This is a genomic window from Paenibacillus sp. SJS-P3, from assembly GCF_056711585.1.
The window spans coordinates 1847798-1863545 of the sequence record NZ_CM160043.1; the positions used below are offsets into that span (position 1 = coordinate 1847798).

Consider the following 15748-nt stretch of genomic DNA (forward strand, 5'->3'; position numbering starts at 1 on the left):
CCTGCGGCTTAGCCGCAAGGCACACAAATGAACGTATTCAAGGAGGATGCACCTATGGACAAAATCGCCTTCCTCGGCGCAGGCAGCACCGTGTTCGTGCGAAATGTGCTCGGCGACGTCATGAAGACGCCGGCTCTGCAGTCTTTCGAGCTGGCTCTGTACGACATCAATCCCGAGCGGATGAGGGAATCGGAGCAGCTGCTCGGCGCCATCAAGGCGACCAGCGGAAGCAGCTGCCGGATCAAGGCTTATTCCGATCGGAAAGAAGCTCTGCGCGGAGCCAAATATGTCATCAACGCCATTCAGGTGGGCGGATACGATCCTTGCACGATTACGGACTTCGAGATTCCGAAGAAATACGGCTTGCGCCAGACGATCGCGGACACGCTCGGCATCGGCGGCATTTTCCGCAACCTGAGGACGATCCCGGTCATGCACGACTTCGCCGCAGACATTCGGGAAGTTTGTCCGGACGCGCTGTTCCTGAACTACACGAATCCGATGGCGGTGCTGACCAACTATATGAACACCTACGGCGGGGTGAACACGGTCGGCCTCTGCCACAGCGTCCAGGTATGCGTGCCCCATTTGTTCAAGGACCTCGGAATCAGCGCCGAAGGCGTCAAGACGAAGATCGCCGGCATCAATCATATGGCGTGGCTGCTGGAAGCGACCCGCGACGGGGAGGATCTGTATCCGGAGATCAGACGGAGAGCGGCGGAGCGGCAAAAGGAGAAGCATCATGACATGGTCCGTTACGAATTGATGCTGAAATTCGGCTATTACGTGACGGAATCCTCCGAGCATAACGCGGAATACCATCCTTATTTCATTAAAAAGAATTACCCGGAGCTGATCGAGCGCTTCAACATTCCGTTGGATGAATATCCCCGCCGCTGCGTGAATCAGATCGCCGACTGGAACCGGCTGCGGGAGGAACTGCTCGGGAAGCAGGAGCTGGCGCATGATCGGACGCATGAATATGCTTCCCATATCATCGAAGCCATCGAAACCGACGTGCCGTTCCGGATCGGCGGCAACGTCATGAACACGGGCCGCCTGATCCCGAACCTGCCGAGCGAGGCGTGCGTGGAAGTGCCTTGCCTCGTCGACCGCGGCGGAGTCCAGCCTACGTATGTCGGCAATCTGCCGCCGCAGCTGGCCGCTTTGAACCGGACCAATATCAATACTCAGCTGCTGACGCTGGAGGCGGCGGTAACCGGCCGCAAGGAGCATATTTACCAGGCTGCCATGCTGGATCCGCATACGTCGGCTGAATTGTCCATGGACGACATCATCGCGCTATGCGACGACATGATCGAAGCCCATGGCAACTGGCTGCCGAAATACCGCTGACGGAGGCAGGCTGCAAGCTGCAGACAGCTGTACAAGCGCATGACATCCGGAAGCAGCTGCCGGATCAAGGCTTATTCAGATCGGTGGGTAAGATGATCATTACTACATTTGATTGATTTATCTTTTTACGTCAGTAATGACCAAAAAAACAGACGCCATTTGGCGTCTGTTTTTTGATTTGATTAGTAGCTCAGTAGTTAGTGTTATTAGTGGTTTTATATTTCTAATCTTATATTTGGTTAATAAACTTAATAAAATATGTTGAAATTATACCTCTTACAAATTAGATATTACTCGCTCAACTAACCAGATACCGCCGAGTATAAATGCTATGGAAGACCCTCCAAGTATCACACTTCTCGAGAATCTCCAACGATGCAATAATACCAACAACGGTAATAGAATAGCTACAAGTATCACCTGAACCGTCTCGATTCCGATGTTAAAGCTTATTAAATTGACAGCCAGTTGGTTTCTTGGAATATTCATTTCTTGCAAAATATCAGCAAAGCCCATTCCATGAATCAGACCAAATAAGAAAGTTAATACCCAACGGTAGCTTACCTGTTTATGAACAATATTGTCTAAAGCCACATAGCAAATACTCAGTGCGATTGCAGGTTCGACAATGTATGATGGAACATTGATGATTCCAAGAACGGTTAAAGTTAGTGTAATACTATGTGCAATCGTAAAAGCAGTAATCATACTGGCATACTGTTTAAACTTTTGCCTGGCAAGGAGAAGTGAAAATAAGAATAGTAGATGATCATAGCCGGTAAGAATATGTTCCATACCTAGTTTCAAGAAAGAATACCAGCCAGAAATACTTCCAGAAGCTTCTGAAGCAGAAGCTTCTGAAGCATTGCTCTCATTTGTTGCGGTTCCTTCAGTAGCTCCAGGCTGAGAAGGCTGCCCATCTTGTGATAGACTTCTATAATCACTTTCAGTTACTTGCATAGACCAGGTCCGGTATTTACCGGATAAAGCGGAAGAAGTACTCTTTTTACCGTAATTAATGGTGACTAGATTGACGTAATTTGTGCTGCCACCGGTTGCATCAGAGTACAACTTATCTAAAAAGCCGACTGTTTGTGAATCGGATACAGGGGGATAAGATACTTTCAACGATACTTTTACTGCTTTTCCCTCACCATCTAGAGTGAAACTTTCCACTTTAGTCCAGGTTTGATTTTCGTTGTTAAGTGTGAATTGAAGATTTTTCTGGAACAACTCAATCAGTTGTTCTTTAACGCCTGCAAATTCATCTGGATCAAGAATACCGTTACTATTCAGATCTCCTTTGGATAACTCGATAACAGACAGCTCATCAAGTGAGAAGGTCATTTCGCTGCTCGCTTTTGTCAAGTTCAACGTCGTATAACTGGCGCTGTATGCGTGAGCATCTGCTTTCGTAAGAGGTATGAGAAGAAGTGCCAGTACCGATAAAAGACAGATAGTAGATCGAATAGCACAATGAATACGAAACATGACCGCGCTCCTTTTAAAAAATAGGATGCGACCTAAAGCCGCATCCAGTTAACCATATTCTAATTATTGAAGCTATTATTTCTGCAACAAGTTGTATACCACTTGAGCTGCTTCAGCGCGAGTTGAGCTTCCTTTAGGTTGGAAAGCACCTTGTGCATTGCCATTGATCAATCCAAGTGCGGATGCTTGTTTTACAGAAGCAGCAGCCCATGTAGATATTTGAGAATGATCTTTGAATGTTGTGCTTCCGCTTGCAGAAGCTTTACCGTGTGTTGTTTCATAGGCACGCATCAGCATAGTTACCATTTCTTCACGAGAAATTTCTGCTTTAGGATTGAACGATGCTGTGCTAGTACTTACAATGCCAGCTTTTGCAGCGATTGCAATTACATCAGCATACCAATCTGTGCTCTTCACGTCTTTGAATGTAACATTGCCTTTGTCTGTAAGATTCAAGGCTCTAACCAACATTGTAACGAATTCAGCGCGAGAAACCGTGCGGTTAGGTTCGAATTTGCCGTCAGCAGTACCTTTCAAGATTCCTTGAGATGCCAGGTAGCTAATTGGTGTTGATGCCCAATGTCCTCCAGGGATATCTCCAAATGGGATCGTACTGTTCCCACCATTGCTGTTTCCACCGTTACCAGGAGCAGGCGTTGGTGTAGGTGTTGGCGTTGATGTTGGTGTTGCTGTTGCTGTTGGTGTTGGTGTTGATACTGGTGTTGATGTTGGTGTTGATGTTGGTGTTGGTGTTGGTGTTGATGTTGATACTGGTGTTGAAGTTGGCGTTGGTGTTGAAGTTGGCGTTGGTGTTGATGTTGGCGTTGGTGCTGATGTTGGTGTTGGCGTTGGCGTTGGTGTTGGTGTTGGCGTTGGTGTCGGTGTCGGTGTCGGTGTCGGTGTCGGTGTTGGATTTGGGTCTGGTGTAGGAGTAGTAGACTTGGCTGGAACGGATACCGGAATGGTAATTGTGTCTGCGCTTGTATTGTCACTATCTTTCGTTACAGTCAGTACCAAGTTTACTGTTGTGTTGGTTGCTGGTGGTGTTATCACACCATCCAATCCGATAACTGCTGGGTTGCTGCTGCTCTTGATTTTAACGGCAAAGCCTGTTGATACAGTAGGCAGCGTCAACGATGTCGCATCTTTGGCTGGTGCTTGGATGCTGGTGAGTGCTGCTGCTACTTCTTCTACTGTTGGTGTAATTTCAACTGAAGCTTTACTTTCTTCAACAGTAGATTCCCATTCACGTTTATTATTGATTGCAGTAAGAACAGAATTCGATAGATTCAAATCGGCAGCTGTGATAACCGGCTTCGGCTTCAGGGTAAAAGTTAACTTGATAACATCCTGATATTTTCCATATTCTATAGAGTGGAAGGGCGTATCAAGATCAGCAGTGATATTCAATGTACCAGGAGTATTATCATCGACATTGAAATTATCAGAATGAAGATCAACCAGCTCAGCACTTTTAAAATCAAGATTATTTACATCATAAGTGAATGTTGTTTTTAGGTTTTTCACTGCGTTAGCATCTTTTACTGCATAGTAGAAATCAACGCTGGATGCATCACTTTGGAGTTTGCCTTCTTTGGCATAAACTTTTACATCTTCCGGTTTTTTAACCAGCGTGTAAGAGTCGACAGAAGTGACAGTACCATCAGTCTCAATTTCATACGCGTTATAAGAGATTTTATTTTCTGTTACATTGACAATGATGAAAGAGGGAAGATTGCGCTGTTCTTGTACCGCAGTGTAACGCTTTGAAGCATTAGTTGTATCCAAATTATAATATTTACTTCCGGAAGCAGAGTTCCCCGTGAAGTAAGAAGTACCTGTTGGGTTGATATCGTTACCAGCCGCATCTTTCAAAGAATATCCAGCTATAATTCCATCTTGTACCTTATCCTCGAATACAGGCTTGGATCTTGCATAAGAGTGGTCATGACCTGTGAAAATCAAGTCAATATCATATTTGTCAACGATTGGTGCAAGCCAGGTTCTTACGCCCATGGAATCATTACCTATTTTTTGGGAATGCGCGTCACCAGCACCATAAATGTCATGGTGGAAAGTAGCAATTCTCCATTTTGTTTGAGGATTATCTTCGATTGCTTTTTTCATGAATGCTTCATGATTTGCCCCGTTCGTATTGTTCGAGTTAAGCACCAGGTACAACGCATCGCCATAAGTGTACCAGTAATCGCCGCCATATGTAGCGTCTTTTTTGCCCGTAGCAGGGTTTATAAAGTTCGCATCTGTTTGAGCGCCAAGAGTACTGCTTTGGTTAGGTACATTGAAGTGGAAATCATAGCTAACTTGAGTATCATGGTTACCTACAGCTACTGCAACAGGCAGACTTTTGAGTTGTTCTGGAGACAAATAAAGGTCATATTCGGATGGGGCTCCCTTATAATATTGTTCGTTATTCGGAGCGCCATTGCTATAACTAGTTGCATCGATCTGGTCGCCAGCAGACATAATGGAATCAATCTCAGGGAATTTTGCTGTAGCGATTTCTAGCGTTCTTTTCCAACCTGCTGTATCAGTAAGGGTATTGCCGCTCTGTCCTGTACCGATTTGCGGGTCACCGACAAACATGAAAGTATAATTGCTCGGGTCGCCCGAAGTATAATTGCTAACTTCGCTCCAGTTATTGTCATCGCCGTCACCATAACGGTAAACGTATTCGGTTTGTGGCTCAAGGTCAGTTGCCGTTACTTTATTAGAATAATAAACTACGCTTGCAACGGTGACAGCTTGAATGGAGCTTCCTGTAAATACTTTGGCTTGATCGACTGGGAAAACGCCGCCGTTCATGGCGGATTTTTTCGCCATTTGAACTTTAGTGGCTGTCGGTTGGCCTCCAGAAGAGTACCATGCGAAATTCAATTGTGTCGCATCTGAGCCTGGAGTAAGTGCAAGATCCTTAGCGGCATAACCAGCAGCTTGTACTTCGACACCAGCAGCTACTGCCGGTTTTGGTCCCACGTGGGTACCATGAAATTGAGATGGCGACATGGATACTACCAGTGATGCAGACAGAACCAATGCGCTGATCTTGTTTAGCCGGCTCTGCTTCAGGCTGAGTTTTTTAAACATCCAAACACTCCTTTACCAAATTTGTTGCCTCTTATGTACGAGAACAAGTATCAGCATAGATCAAGAGTGTCAATTTCAATCTAGAATAATAATTAACTAATGTAAAGTTTTGCACTTTAATAAGCATGTCGCTATAAATCTACTTAATAGAGAGCAATTTAGAAGAATGCCTTTATGATGAACCAAACGATTCCAAATACTGTAATTAGTTTTAAGGTCCAAGGAACCGATATATTTGATTTAAATAAGCAACGGACAAAATACAAGACTGCAGCGATACTAATCAGAGCCGTAACGATCCCCGCATTAAAAGAAACGATGGAGTATAGAGGATGATGTCCACTATCCATTTTCATACCAGCCAAGTTTTTGGCAAATCCAAATCCGGCAAAGAATCCAGAGCCTCCAGCCAACCAAAAATAAAATTTCTTTTGCTTGCTAAACAACGTGTATAAAGAGGTCATGATAATACTTGACGCAACAATTAAATTAATAAAATTATCCGGCAGGGTTAATAGCTGTAAACTCGCCAAAATGAAAGCCAGAGCAAGGAATCCCCAGAATACGGACAAAACTGCAATGAACCGCTTAATGGATCTGCATCCTGCAATGAATGCAACAATGAACAAAATAGATTCAAAGCCAGTAAATGAATGTATCAAGCCGATCCGAAAAAAATGCATTAGCGTATATTGCAGCGTCATTTGACCAACTTGAAGCTCATGAAGATCTGCAACGAATACCGCCTCTTTCTTTAAATCTCCAATTGCTGCGTTTACATAATTGATGTGCCATCCGTCATATTCAAAAACCAAATCATAGTCTAGATAGAAGTCCTGCGGTGTATTGTTAACCGGATATTCAAGTATCGCTTCCGCAAAAGGTTGAGACTCGCCTTCCACCTCTACTTGTCTAAGCCGTGTAAGCTTTCCATTAAGAGGCAGGCGATCTGCGAATAAATGGATATTAGAGAGTAGATTTTGTTCTACGGATACAAAAGATCTTTTGTTGAACCGCTCAGCCTCCGGAGCTTGTTCATCAATGTCGGAATCCTCGATACCGGCAACTCTCTGTAAATCATACAGATCAATCTGCAGCACATATTTAATTACACCATCTTCATATGAAATCGTTGAGTAAGCCAAGCTGGCTTCACCATGAGCTGAGGACGTAGATGGCCATAATCCAAGTGTTAATCCACAGAAAACGAATGACAATACGAGCAATCGCTTAATCATGTTGTGCCTCCTGAATGGATTGAATAAAGTCAAATCTCCTAATATCATTAATGAAAAAAATAAAAAGGTTCTTGTATATTTGTATATAATGAATCTATAGGCTAGATTTAATGATATATTTTATCCAGTTAATATTACGGGGGTAATGTTATGTTTTCATCGAAGAAGAATACAAAAGCTATTCTCTTAGCAGTTGTAATTCTGCTCATTTCTATCTCGATGTATCTGTTTAGCAAGGCTCCTGAGGTGAAGTACCTGAATGAAGGTGTTGGCACCGGTTCTGTAAAATATGAAAAGGCAAAAGTATTGCAGGTTATAAGTGAAGATTTACAGCAAGATTCACAAGAACCCGATCTCAAAACTGGAACCCAAGAGCTGGAAGTGAAAATAATTTCAGGAGAGCATAAAGGTGACATACAGACCGTCACCAATCGCGTGAATCTATATAACTATAGTATCGCCAAAAAAGAAAGCATAATTATTGTAAACATTCAAACTGCTGAGACCGGGAATTATAATGTTTTGGCGTATAATGTTTACAAAACCCCCGTAATTCTGGTTACTATATTGTTATTCTTCGCTGTCTTATGGTGGATTGGCGGAAGAAAAGGACTAATGTCTGTACTGGGTATTGTTTTTACTTTTATGTGCATTTTCTATTTGTTTATTCCGATGCTGTACAGAGGATATTCTCCTATTTTTGCAACCATCTTGGTTGCCATTCTAACAACATGCATTTCTTTACTTTTGCTAAATGGTTGGAGCTCGAAATCATGGTCCGCCATATTAGGCACAATAATTGGATTGGTCATTACTGGAATAATAGCCTATTTATTTCAAATATTTGCGCACATTTCAGGCTACAATATTGATAATGGGGAAACTTTAATCACGATTGCTTATACATCGGGTATGCAGCTCAGAGGATTGCTTTTTGCCGGGGTTTTGCTCAGTTCCTTAGGCGCTGTAATGGATATAAGCATTTCAATTGCAGCAGCTGTTCATGAAGTTTATTTAACAAAATCAACCCTAAACAAGAGAGAATTGTATTTGTCCGGTCTAAATTTAGGTCGTGATATAATGGGTACGATGGCGAACACCCTTCTTCTTGCTTTTACAGGCAGTGCACTTAATACACTAATCATTTTGTATGCGATGAAGGTGCCATTCAATCAATTAATGAATATGAATTATATCGCTATTGAGGTCATGATAGGAATGAGCGGATGTATAGGCATTGTATTAACTGTACCCATTGTTGCATTTATTGCATCCAGAATTATTCCTAAATATGAAAAGAAAGCTGTTGTGAATCCAGAATCGTGACTAATTCGGTACCCATTGAGGCCACTGAAAAAATCCAAAGAATATAAACAGGATACCCTACCTCCAATTGGAAGAAGGGCGTCGCAGCACGCATGGAAAGCGGCAGATCCCCGATTGCAGATTGCAGCGGGGGTCTGTTTTTATATTCGGTCATGCTCCCGAGTACATATTCAGTTCATATAGGACGGTTACTATAAGCCCATCCGCTAATCCGGCACAATCAGGTTTACGGAATGAGAACACAACCGATAAAATGCCTATATGCGCAATTGGAAAGGCGGAACCGACATGACTCATATCCTTGTCGTCGACGACGACAGCCATATCCGCGAGCTGGTCTCCCATCTGCTCCGCAAGGAAGGTTATGCGACGGAAGAAGCGGCCAACGGCCGCGAGGCTCTGCTCAAGCTGTCTTCCAGGCGAGCCGATCTCGTCGTGCTCGATATCATGATGCCGGAGATGGACGGGTGGGAGCTGTGCCGCCGGCTGGGAGAGAACTACGAGGGCATGCCGATCCTCATGCTCACGGCCAAGGGCGAAACGGTGCATAAGATCAAGGGGTTCGAGCTCGGCACCGACGATTACCTCGTCAAGCCGTTCGATTCCCTGGAGCTGACCGCGCGGGTGAAGGCTCTGCTGAAGCGCTACCGGATCGCAGCTTCCCAGCAGATCCGGATCGGGGAGCTCGAGCTGGACCGCAAGACGTTCCAATGCCGGATCGGCGGCAAGGAAGCGACGCTTCCGCTCAAGGAATTCGAGCTGCTCTTCCTGCTCGCCAGCTACCCGGGCAAGACGCTCAGCCGCGACTCGCTGATCGAGCAGATCTGGGGCTTCGATTACGAGGGAGACGAGCGTACGGTCGACGTGCATATCAAGAGGCTGCGCGAGCGGCTGACCGAGGCGGAGCATCTGGAGATCCGCACGATCCGCGGGCTCGGCTACAGGCTGGAGGAGAAACGATGAAAAGGCTGGGCTCGAAGAGCAGGTTAAGGCTCATGGTCGCCTACACGATGGCGAGAGTCGCCGTGCTGCTCGTGCTTTGCTGGACGGCGTCGTTCTATTTCTTCGAGTGGCTTGCTTGGGAGCCCGCTCCTCTGGCCGGCCAGCTGTTGAAATCAGGGGCCGGCTTCATCCTGTTCGGATGCATTCTGTACCTATGGGGACGGTTCGCGCGCAGAAAGCAGATGGAAGCCTTTCAAGGAATCCTGGATGCCTTGGCCGCGATCGCGAAGGGGGACTTCCGCGTATCGATCGAGATGCCGAGGGAGATGAACGAAGGCTACATGGAAAATCTTGTCCAAGGCATCAACAGCATGGCCGCCGATCTCGACAAGATGGAGATTCTTCGCCAGGAGTTCATCTCCAACGTCTCCCACGAGATCCAATCGCCGCTCACGTCGATCAGCGGCTTCGCCCGCGTCCTCAAGGACAGCGAGCTGACTCCTCTTCAGCGCGAGCATTATCTCGATATCATCGAGCAGGAGAGCGTGCGCCTCTCGCGGCTGTCGGATAGCATGCTGAAGCTGGCCTCGCTCGATTCCGACAAGCATCCGTTCCATCCTGTCCCGGTCCGGCTCGACAAGCAGCTGCAGCGGGTCATCCTGGCATGCGAGCCCCAGTGGAGCGCCAAAAGCCTGGAGGTCGAGGCGCAGATGGACCCTGCCGAAACGGATGCGGACGCCGATCTGCTGGATCAGGTATGGATCAATCTCCTTCATAACGCCGTCAAGTTCACGCCGGACGGCGGGTCCATCCAGATCACCTTGCGGAGGACGAACGGAGAGGCGGTCGTCACCATCAAGGATACGGGGACCGGCATTCCGATCGCCAGCCTGCCCCATGTTTTCGAGCGCTTCTACAAGGCCGACCAGTCAAGGACCCGGACCGGCGGCGGCAGCGGCCTCGGCTTGTCCATCAGCCGGAAGATCGTGGAGATGCATGGCGGAGCCATTGCAGCGCACAACGATTCCGAGGAAGGAGCCGTCTTCACGGTCACCCTGCCGCTGTCGCAGACGCCCCCGAGCTCCTTGCGTCCGGCCAGGCAAGCCGAGAGTGCCCAGGGGGCGAGGCCTGCCGCTCCTCGGCTTGAACAGGCCTGTCTAATCCGCTAAGATGAAGGTACGTTTGCAATATGGCATTCATATGCTGTCATAGTCGAAAACGGACCCTCATTTTGTTCATGGAAAGCGGTGTGTACGTGCAAAGACCTATAGCCATCCTAGATTCCGGAGTAGGCGGGCTGACGGTTGTCAAGGAAGTGATGAGACAGCTGCCCCGCGAGAAGGTCATCTACTTCGGAGATACCGCACGAACGCCCTACGGACCGCGTCCGTCCGATGAAGTCGTCCGGTTCACGCGGGAGATCGTCTCCTATTTGATGCAGTATAAGCCTAAAATGATCATTATCGCCTGCAATACGGCTACGGCCGCGGCTCTTGAGGATATCCGCTCCATGGTGGACATTCCGGTCGTCGGCGTCATCAATCCCGGCGCAAGAGCGGCCATCAACCAGTCGAAGACCGGCATCGTCGGCGTCATCGGGACGGTCGGAACGGTCCGCAGCCGCGCCTACGAGGACGCGCTCAAGCGGCTCAATCCCAATATCCATGTCGTGAGCCTGGCTTGTCCGCTCTTCGTGCCTTTGGTGGAGCAGGGCAACTTCCGTTCCCAGGAGACGATGGATACGGTGCGGGATTCGATGGAGGAGCTCAAGGACATTCCGCTCGACACGCTCATCCTCGGCTGCACCCACTATCCGTTCCTGTCGGAGACGATCCAGGAAGTGATGGGCAGCGGCGTCAAGCTGATCAGCTCCGACAACGAGACGGCCCGCGAGATGAGCACGATTCTGCAAGAATCGGGCAAGCTTGCGCATGGGCCCGAGCTGCCGATCCACCAGTTCTTCTGCAGCGGCGAGCCCAAGATGTTCAAGCGGATCGCCCAGCAATGGCTCGGCGAGCAGATCGAGCTGACCCCGGTCGTCTGGCAGATTCCGAAGATCGGATAGAGCGGATTCGGACCGCACAGCCTCTTGCCTTCGTGGCAAGGGGCTGTTCGGGCTTGAACCGTCATGGATGACCGAGGCATTGCGCGTGCAATCCCCGCCTTCCAGCCCAGTCTACCGATTTTCTCCGCTGCAGCGGCGCTGGAGCTCCATGCTGCCCGGTTCCACCGGCATCGGAGGCGTGTTAGGTGGGCAAGTTCCCGCATACAATGATCGTATCTCGAAAAAGGGCGGGATCCTCCATGAATGTCCAAGACAACGACATTGTACGGCCATGCCTGTACGGACCGGCCGTTTTGGCAGCCGATCTGGATGCCTTGAAGAAGCGCTACCCTTGCTTGCCGAGAGTGCCTGCCGGCACAAGCGTCATGGGCAAGCCGATCGAGGCGCTTCGCTTCGGACGCGGACCGCGCTACGTCCAGATCAACGCTTCCTTCCACGCCAATGAATGGATTACAAGCCTCATTCTGATGAAGTATGCGGAGGCATTGGCGGCACGGGAAGCCTCGGGAGATCGTTTCGCCGCGGAAACGACGGTATGGCTGCTGCCGATGGTCAATCCGGATGGAGTGGAGCTCGTGCTCGAAGGCGTGCCGGACGGCCATCCTTACGGACGCCAGCTTCTGGAATGGAATGGCGGCAGCCTTGATTTCAGCGGCTGGAAGGCGAATATCCGCGGCGTCGACTTGAATGACCAGTTTCCGGCCGGCTGGGAGGAGGAGCGCCAGCGCCGGGGAGTGCAAGGCCCCGGTCCGCGGGATTATTCGGGGGAATGCCCGCTCAGCGAGCCTGAAGCCCGAACGGTGGCTGCCCTTACGGAACGAGAATCCTTCGATATCGTCGTCGCCCTGCATACTCAAGGGGAAGAGATCTACTGGAACTACCGGGGCTTCGAGCCTCCCGGGGCGGAGGAGATGGCGGCAAGGCTCGGCGCTGCCAGCGGTTACGCTCCTGTCGCCCTGACAGACAGCGATGCCGGATTCAAAGACTGGTTCATCCAGCGCTTCCGCAGGCCGGGATTTACGGTGGAGACGGGCCTGGGCGTCAATCCTCTGCCATTGGAGCAGTGGAGCGGCATGTACTCCCGCGTGAGCCTGCTGCTGGACGAGGTGCTCCTGATCGCGATGGGAAGAGAATAGGATGGGTTGATGGAATGGGTGCCAGCAGATTCTTGCTGGTCCTGTTTGATTTGAAACGGCAGAGAGCGGCTCGCATCCGAGCCGCTCTCTGCGTTTTATAATGGCAAGCTCATCGTTATGTTTCTGGCCGCGAATCCCATCCGCTCATACAGCCGGATCGCATGGCGGTTTTCCACGTACGCATTGAGACGGATTTCGGAGCAGTCCTCTTGTCTCATTTGGTCGATGGCCTGGTCCATCAAGCGGCTGGCGATGGACTGCCCTCTTGATTCCGGAAGGACAAAGAGCTCGTAGATGAAGCCGATTTCCTTGTCGGAGAACTCATCCGCTCTCTTTCCGAACAGAATCCAGCCTCTTACCTCCTGGTTCTCGGACGCAACCAAAAATCGGGAGCCTTTCGCCAGCAGCTCTCCGACCATCAACTTCATTTTCGCTTCTGACGGCTTGGACCGGCCCATCGTGCCTTCGAAGGTGGATTGCGGCGAGAGCCTCATGATTTCTTCCCGTTCTTCGTCCGTGGGAGTTCGAATTTCCATTCGGATACGCTCCTTCCGCTTCGGCCATCCTTTGCCGGAATGTCATTTCTGCGCCTGCGGAGATGCTTCTCCGTCTCGACAGTGTGTATTTCGCCATCTCTTCGGCACAAACCCTTTTTTCCGGATAAAAGAAAGGAAGAACGTCTTCGGAACGGTCCCCTTGGGAAGCCTGCAGTCCTCCGGTGGGAATGCTGCGGCTGCCGATCCGCAACCTTTGGGGCTGCCGGTTCGTATAACCCTTCGCCGGGTTTGGCTCGCGCCTGATTCGGGAAAGATAGAACCATAGGGGGAATGAGCCTTGCGCAAGCTTCTATCGCTCAACCATTGGAGACATGTGTTTGTCCGGGTATTCCGGCTGCTGCGCTCCAGGAACGTCAAGCTGACGGATAAGCTGCTGTTCCTTATTCCTGTCGGACTGTACTGGGTTCTTCCGGACGTCATGCCGTTCATGCCCGTGGACGACATCGCGGTGACGATGATGGCAGCCGGCTGGTTCGCCAAAGGAATGGAAAACAAGTACGGCGCGTCTTGATGTTTTGGCCGTCTTTCGATAGAATTACTGGATGAGAGAGATGCAGTCAACAAGCTTGCCGCGCCTGCAGCGGGCAAGCTTTACTTTATAGCCAGGAGGAACCGCCATGAATTGCAAAATTACCCGCAATGCCGCGAAGGTGCTGAAGCTGGAGCTGGACAAGCCCGAGCATGAAGGCAAGAAGCTGCGCGTCTACATCACCCATTCCCACGGAGATCATGCCCACTACGGGCTCGGCATCGACGATCCGACGGAGAAGGATGAGCTCGTATCGACGGACAAGGAAATCGACGTGCTGCTCGAGAAGGGCGTCGAGCTGCTGGACGGCGTGAAGATCGATTATCTCTACACCCCCGAAGAAGGATTCGTCATCACGAATCCGGTCAAAGGAAACCACGGTGACCACTGAGACGCTGCCCGCACGGCAGGAGGATAGGCCCGCATCGAAGAACGACATCCGCGTCTGCGAGAAATGCAACTTCATGCGTCTGAAAACGATCATTCCGAAGCTGCAGAAGCTCGATCCGGCTGCCGACATCAAGATCGGCTGCAAGTCCTACTGCGGTCCTTGCGGCAAGCGCGCGTTCGTCTTCATCAACGGACGCTACATCGCGGCACCGACCGAGGACGAAGTCATCGAGAAAGTGAAGCCCTACATCAAGAAATAAAACCGGCGGCTGTCCGGGAGGAGCTGCATCTTCCCGGGTTTGCAGCCGGCTTTTTTATTGCAGAGCAAAAAAGCACCCTCTTCCCGAACCGTTAAGGGAGAGGGTGCTTTGCGTTATTCGGCGGAGCTGGAGGCCGGTGCGCCATCAAGCCGAGGCCTCGGAGGCAGCGGCCCCAGGTACTGGTACAGCTGGCATTCGATGCGCCCGTTGTACAGCTTGCGCTTCTTGTCCGCGTTGCGGCCGTAGCTCTGCTCGAACGACTTGGAAGGGCTGAGGGCGAATACGGACCAATCCTTCTTGACCGCGTCGATGAAGCCGAGCTGGCGGATGACCTTGTCGGCTTCCTTCTCCGTGCCGAGCCGCTCGCCGTAAGGCGGATTCGTGATGATGCAGCCGTAGTGCCCTTGAGGCTGCACGCGCGCGATCGGCATCGTCTGGAGCTTGATCTCGCGGGCGAAGCCGGCTTTTTTGAGCGCGGCCTCGGCGACTTCGATCGCTTCGGGATCGATATCCGAACCGGCGATTTCCAGCTTCACGTCATCCTTCACGGAATCGAAGGCTTCCTCGCGGGCGAGGTCCCAGCGGCTCTCTCCCATGATGTCCCAGGCGTCGCTGCTGAAGGATCTGCGCAGGCCTGGAGCGACATTCCAGCCGATCATGGCCGCCTCGATCGGAATCGTGCCGGATCCGCAGAACGGATCGTACAGAGGGCGCTCCGGGCTCCAGCGCGACAGCAGCACCATCGCCGCCGCCATCGTTTCCTTGATCGGAGCTTCGGTGACGAGCTTGCGGTAGCCGCGCTTATGCAGGCTCGGTCCCGTCGTATCCAGCGTAATGAGCGCCATGTCGTTCAGCAGGCTCACTTCGATGACGTACCGGGCTCCATCCTCGCGGAACCATTCCGTGCCGTACTGCTCCTTCATCCTCTCGACGACCGCTTTCTTGACGATCGACTGGCAGGCGGGCACGCTCGACAGCTGCGATTTCTGCGACCGTCCATTGACGGGGAACTCTCCGTCTTCGGGGATCCAGTCGGGCCAGTCCAGCGCACGCACTCCTTCGAACAGCTCCTCGAAGGTCATGGCGCGGAATTCGGCCATCTTGACGAGAACCCGGTCCGACGTGCGGAGCCAAAGGTTCGTCCTGGCGATATCCTCCAGGCCGCCCTTGAAGGTGACGCGGCCGTTTTCTGTTTTGACATCGGTATAGCCAAGATCCTTCAGTTCCCTGGCGACCACTGCCTCCAGCCCCATGGGCGAAGTGGCAATCAGTTCAAGCTGCATAGTCTATCGTTCACTCCATCTCTTGCCTGCGGGCGGAATTTGTATCCGGCCGCAGGTCGTCATACAATCA

14 protein-coding genes are annotated in these 15748 nt (G+C 50.5%); 9 read left to right on the forward strand and 5 right to left on the reverse strand.

The window, feature by feature from the left end:
* Window positions 1-54 precede the first annotated feature (54 nt).
* Window positions 55-1356 (forward strand): alpha-galactosidase, encoded by a 1302-nt coding sequence (gene melA / locus AC06G8_RS08260; protein ID WP_480284996.1) that lies wholly within the window; start codon window positions 55-57, stop codon window positions 1354-1356.
* Between the two features lie 276 nt (window positions 1357-1632).
* On the opposite strand, the gene AC06G8_RS08265 is transcribed toward melA, so the two are convergent.
* The 3 genes from AC06G8_RS08265 to AC06G8_RS08275 all read right to left on the reverse strand — a co-directional run bounded on the left by AC06G8_RS08265 (window position 1633) and on the right by AC06G8_RS08275 (window position 7190).
* Entirely contained in the window at window positions 1633-2847 is a 1215-nt protein-coding gene (locus tag AC06G8_RS08265) for a HupE/UreJ family protein (RefSeq protein WP_480284997.1), read from the reverse strand.
* A 75-nt stretch (window positions 2848-2922) separates the two neighbouring features.
* Window positions 2923-5952, reverse strand: a complete 3030-nt coding sequence (locus AC06G8_RS08270) for an S-layer homology domain-containing protein (RefSeq protein WP_480284998.1) — start codon at window positions 5950-5952, stop codon at window positions 2923-2925.
* A gap of 158 nt (window positions 5953-6110) precedes the next feature.
* Entirely contained in the window at window positions 6111-7190 is a 1080-nt protein-coding gene (locus tag AC06G8_RS08275; protein WP_480284999.1) for a HupE/UreJ family protein, read from the reverse strand.
* Window positions 7191-7340: 150 nt separating this feature from the next.
* On the opposite strand from AC06G8_RS08275, the gene AC06G8_RS08280 reads away from it, so the two are divergent.
* The 5 genes from AC06G8_RS08280 (at window position 7341) to AC06G8_RS08300 (ending at window position 12659) form a co-directional block, all read left to right on the forward strand.
* Window positions 7341-8516: a YibE/F family protein gene (locus AC06G8_RS08280; protein WP_480285000.1), complete on the forward strand. Its 1176-nt coding sequence runs from the start codon at window positions 7341-7343 to the stop codon at window positions 8514-8516.
* 288 nt (window positions 8517-8804) lie between these two features.
* On the forward strand, window positions 8805-9479 hold the full coding sequence (locus AC06G8_RS08285; RefSeq protein WP_447662021.1) for a response regulator transcription factor: 675 nt from the start codon (window positions 8805-8807) through the stop codon (window positions 9477-9479).
* Window positions 9476-10627 (forward strand): sensor histidine kinase, encoded by a 1152-nt coding sequence (locus tag AC06G8_RS08290; RefSeq protein ID WP_480285001.1) that lies wholly within the window; start codon window positions 9476-9478, stop codon window positions 10625-10627. The genes AC06G8_RS08285 and AC06G8_RS08290 overlap by 4 nt, the downstream gene beginning before the upstream one ends.
* Before the next feature lie 86 nt (window positions 10628-10713).
* Window positions 10714-11523 carry a glutamate racemase gene (racE, locus tag AC06G8_RS08295; RefSeq protein WP_447662019.1) on the forward strand — a complete coding sequence of 270 codons (810 nt, stop codon included), beginning with the start codon at window positions 10714-10716 and terminating at the stop codon, window positions 11521-11523.
* A gap of 239 nt (window positions 11524-11762) precedes the next feature.
* Window positions 11763-12659, forward strand: coding sequence for a M14 family metallopeptidase (locus AC06G8_RS08300; RefSeq protein ID WP_447662018.1), 897 nt, complete (start codon window positions 11763-11765; stop codon window positions 12657-12659).
* Window positions 12660-12754: 95 nt separating this feature from the next.
* Here the strand turns inward: AC06G8_RS08300 and AC06G8_RS08305 are convergent, their stop codons facing one another.
* Window positions 12755-13195 carry a GNAT family N-acetyltransferase gene (locus AC06G8_RS08305; protein ID WP_447662017.1) on the reverse strand — a complete coding sequence of 147 codons (441 nt, stop codon included), beginning with the start codon at window positions 13193-13195 and terminating at the stop codon, window positions 12755-12757.
* A 298-nt stretch (window positions 13196-13493) separates the two neighbouring features.
* Between AC06G8_RS08305 and AC06G8_RS08310 the strand changes: the two genes are divergently transcribed.
* From AC06G8_RS08310 to AC06G8_RS08320, 3 genes are all read left to right on the forward strand, one after another.
* Entirely contained in the window at window positions 13494-13727 is a 234-nt protein-coding gene (locus AC06G8_RS08310; RefSeq protein ID WP_480285002.1) for a hypothetical protein, read from the forward strand.
* Window positions 13728-13833: 106 nt separating this feature from the next.
* On the forward strand, window positions 13834-14136 hold the full coding sequence (locus AC06G8_RS08315) for an iron-sulfur cluster assembly accessory protein (protein ID WP_447662015.1): 303 nt from the start codon (window positions 13834-13836) through the stop codon (window positions 14134-14136).
* Complete coding sequence (locus AC06G8_RS08320) at window positions 14126-14395, forward strand: YuzB family protein (protein ID WP_268802147.1); 270 nt, start codon at window positions 14126-14128, stop codon at window positions 14393-14395. Before AC06G8_RS08315 ends, AC06G8_RS08320 begins: the two co-directional genes overlap by 11 nt.
* 113 nt (window positions 14396-14508) lie before the next feature.
* Here the strand turns inward: AC06G8_RS08320 and AC06G8_RS08325 are convergent, their stop codons facing one another.
* Window positions 14509-15678 (reverse strand): THUMP domain-containing class I SAM-dependent RNA methyltransferase, encoded by a 1170-nt coding sequence (locus tag AC06G8_RS08325; protein ID WP_447662014.1) that lies wholly within the window; start codon window positions 15676-15678, stop codon window positions 14509-14511.
* Window positions 15679-15748 lie beyond the last annotated feature (70 nt).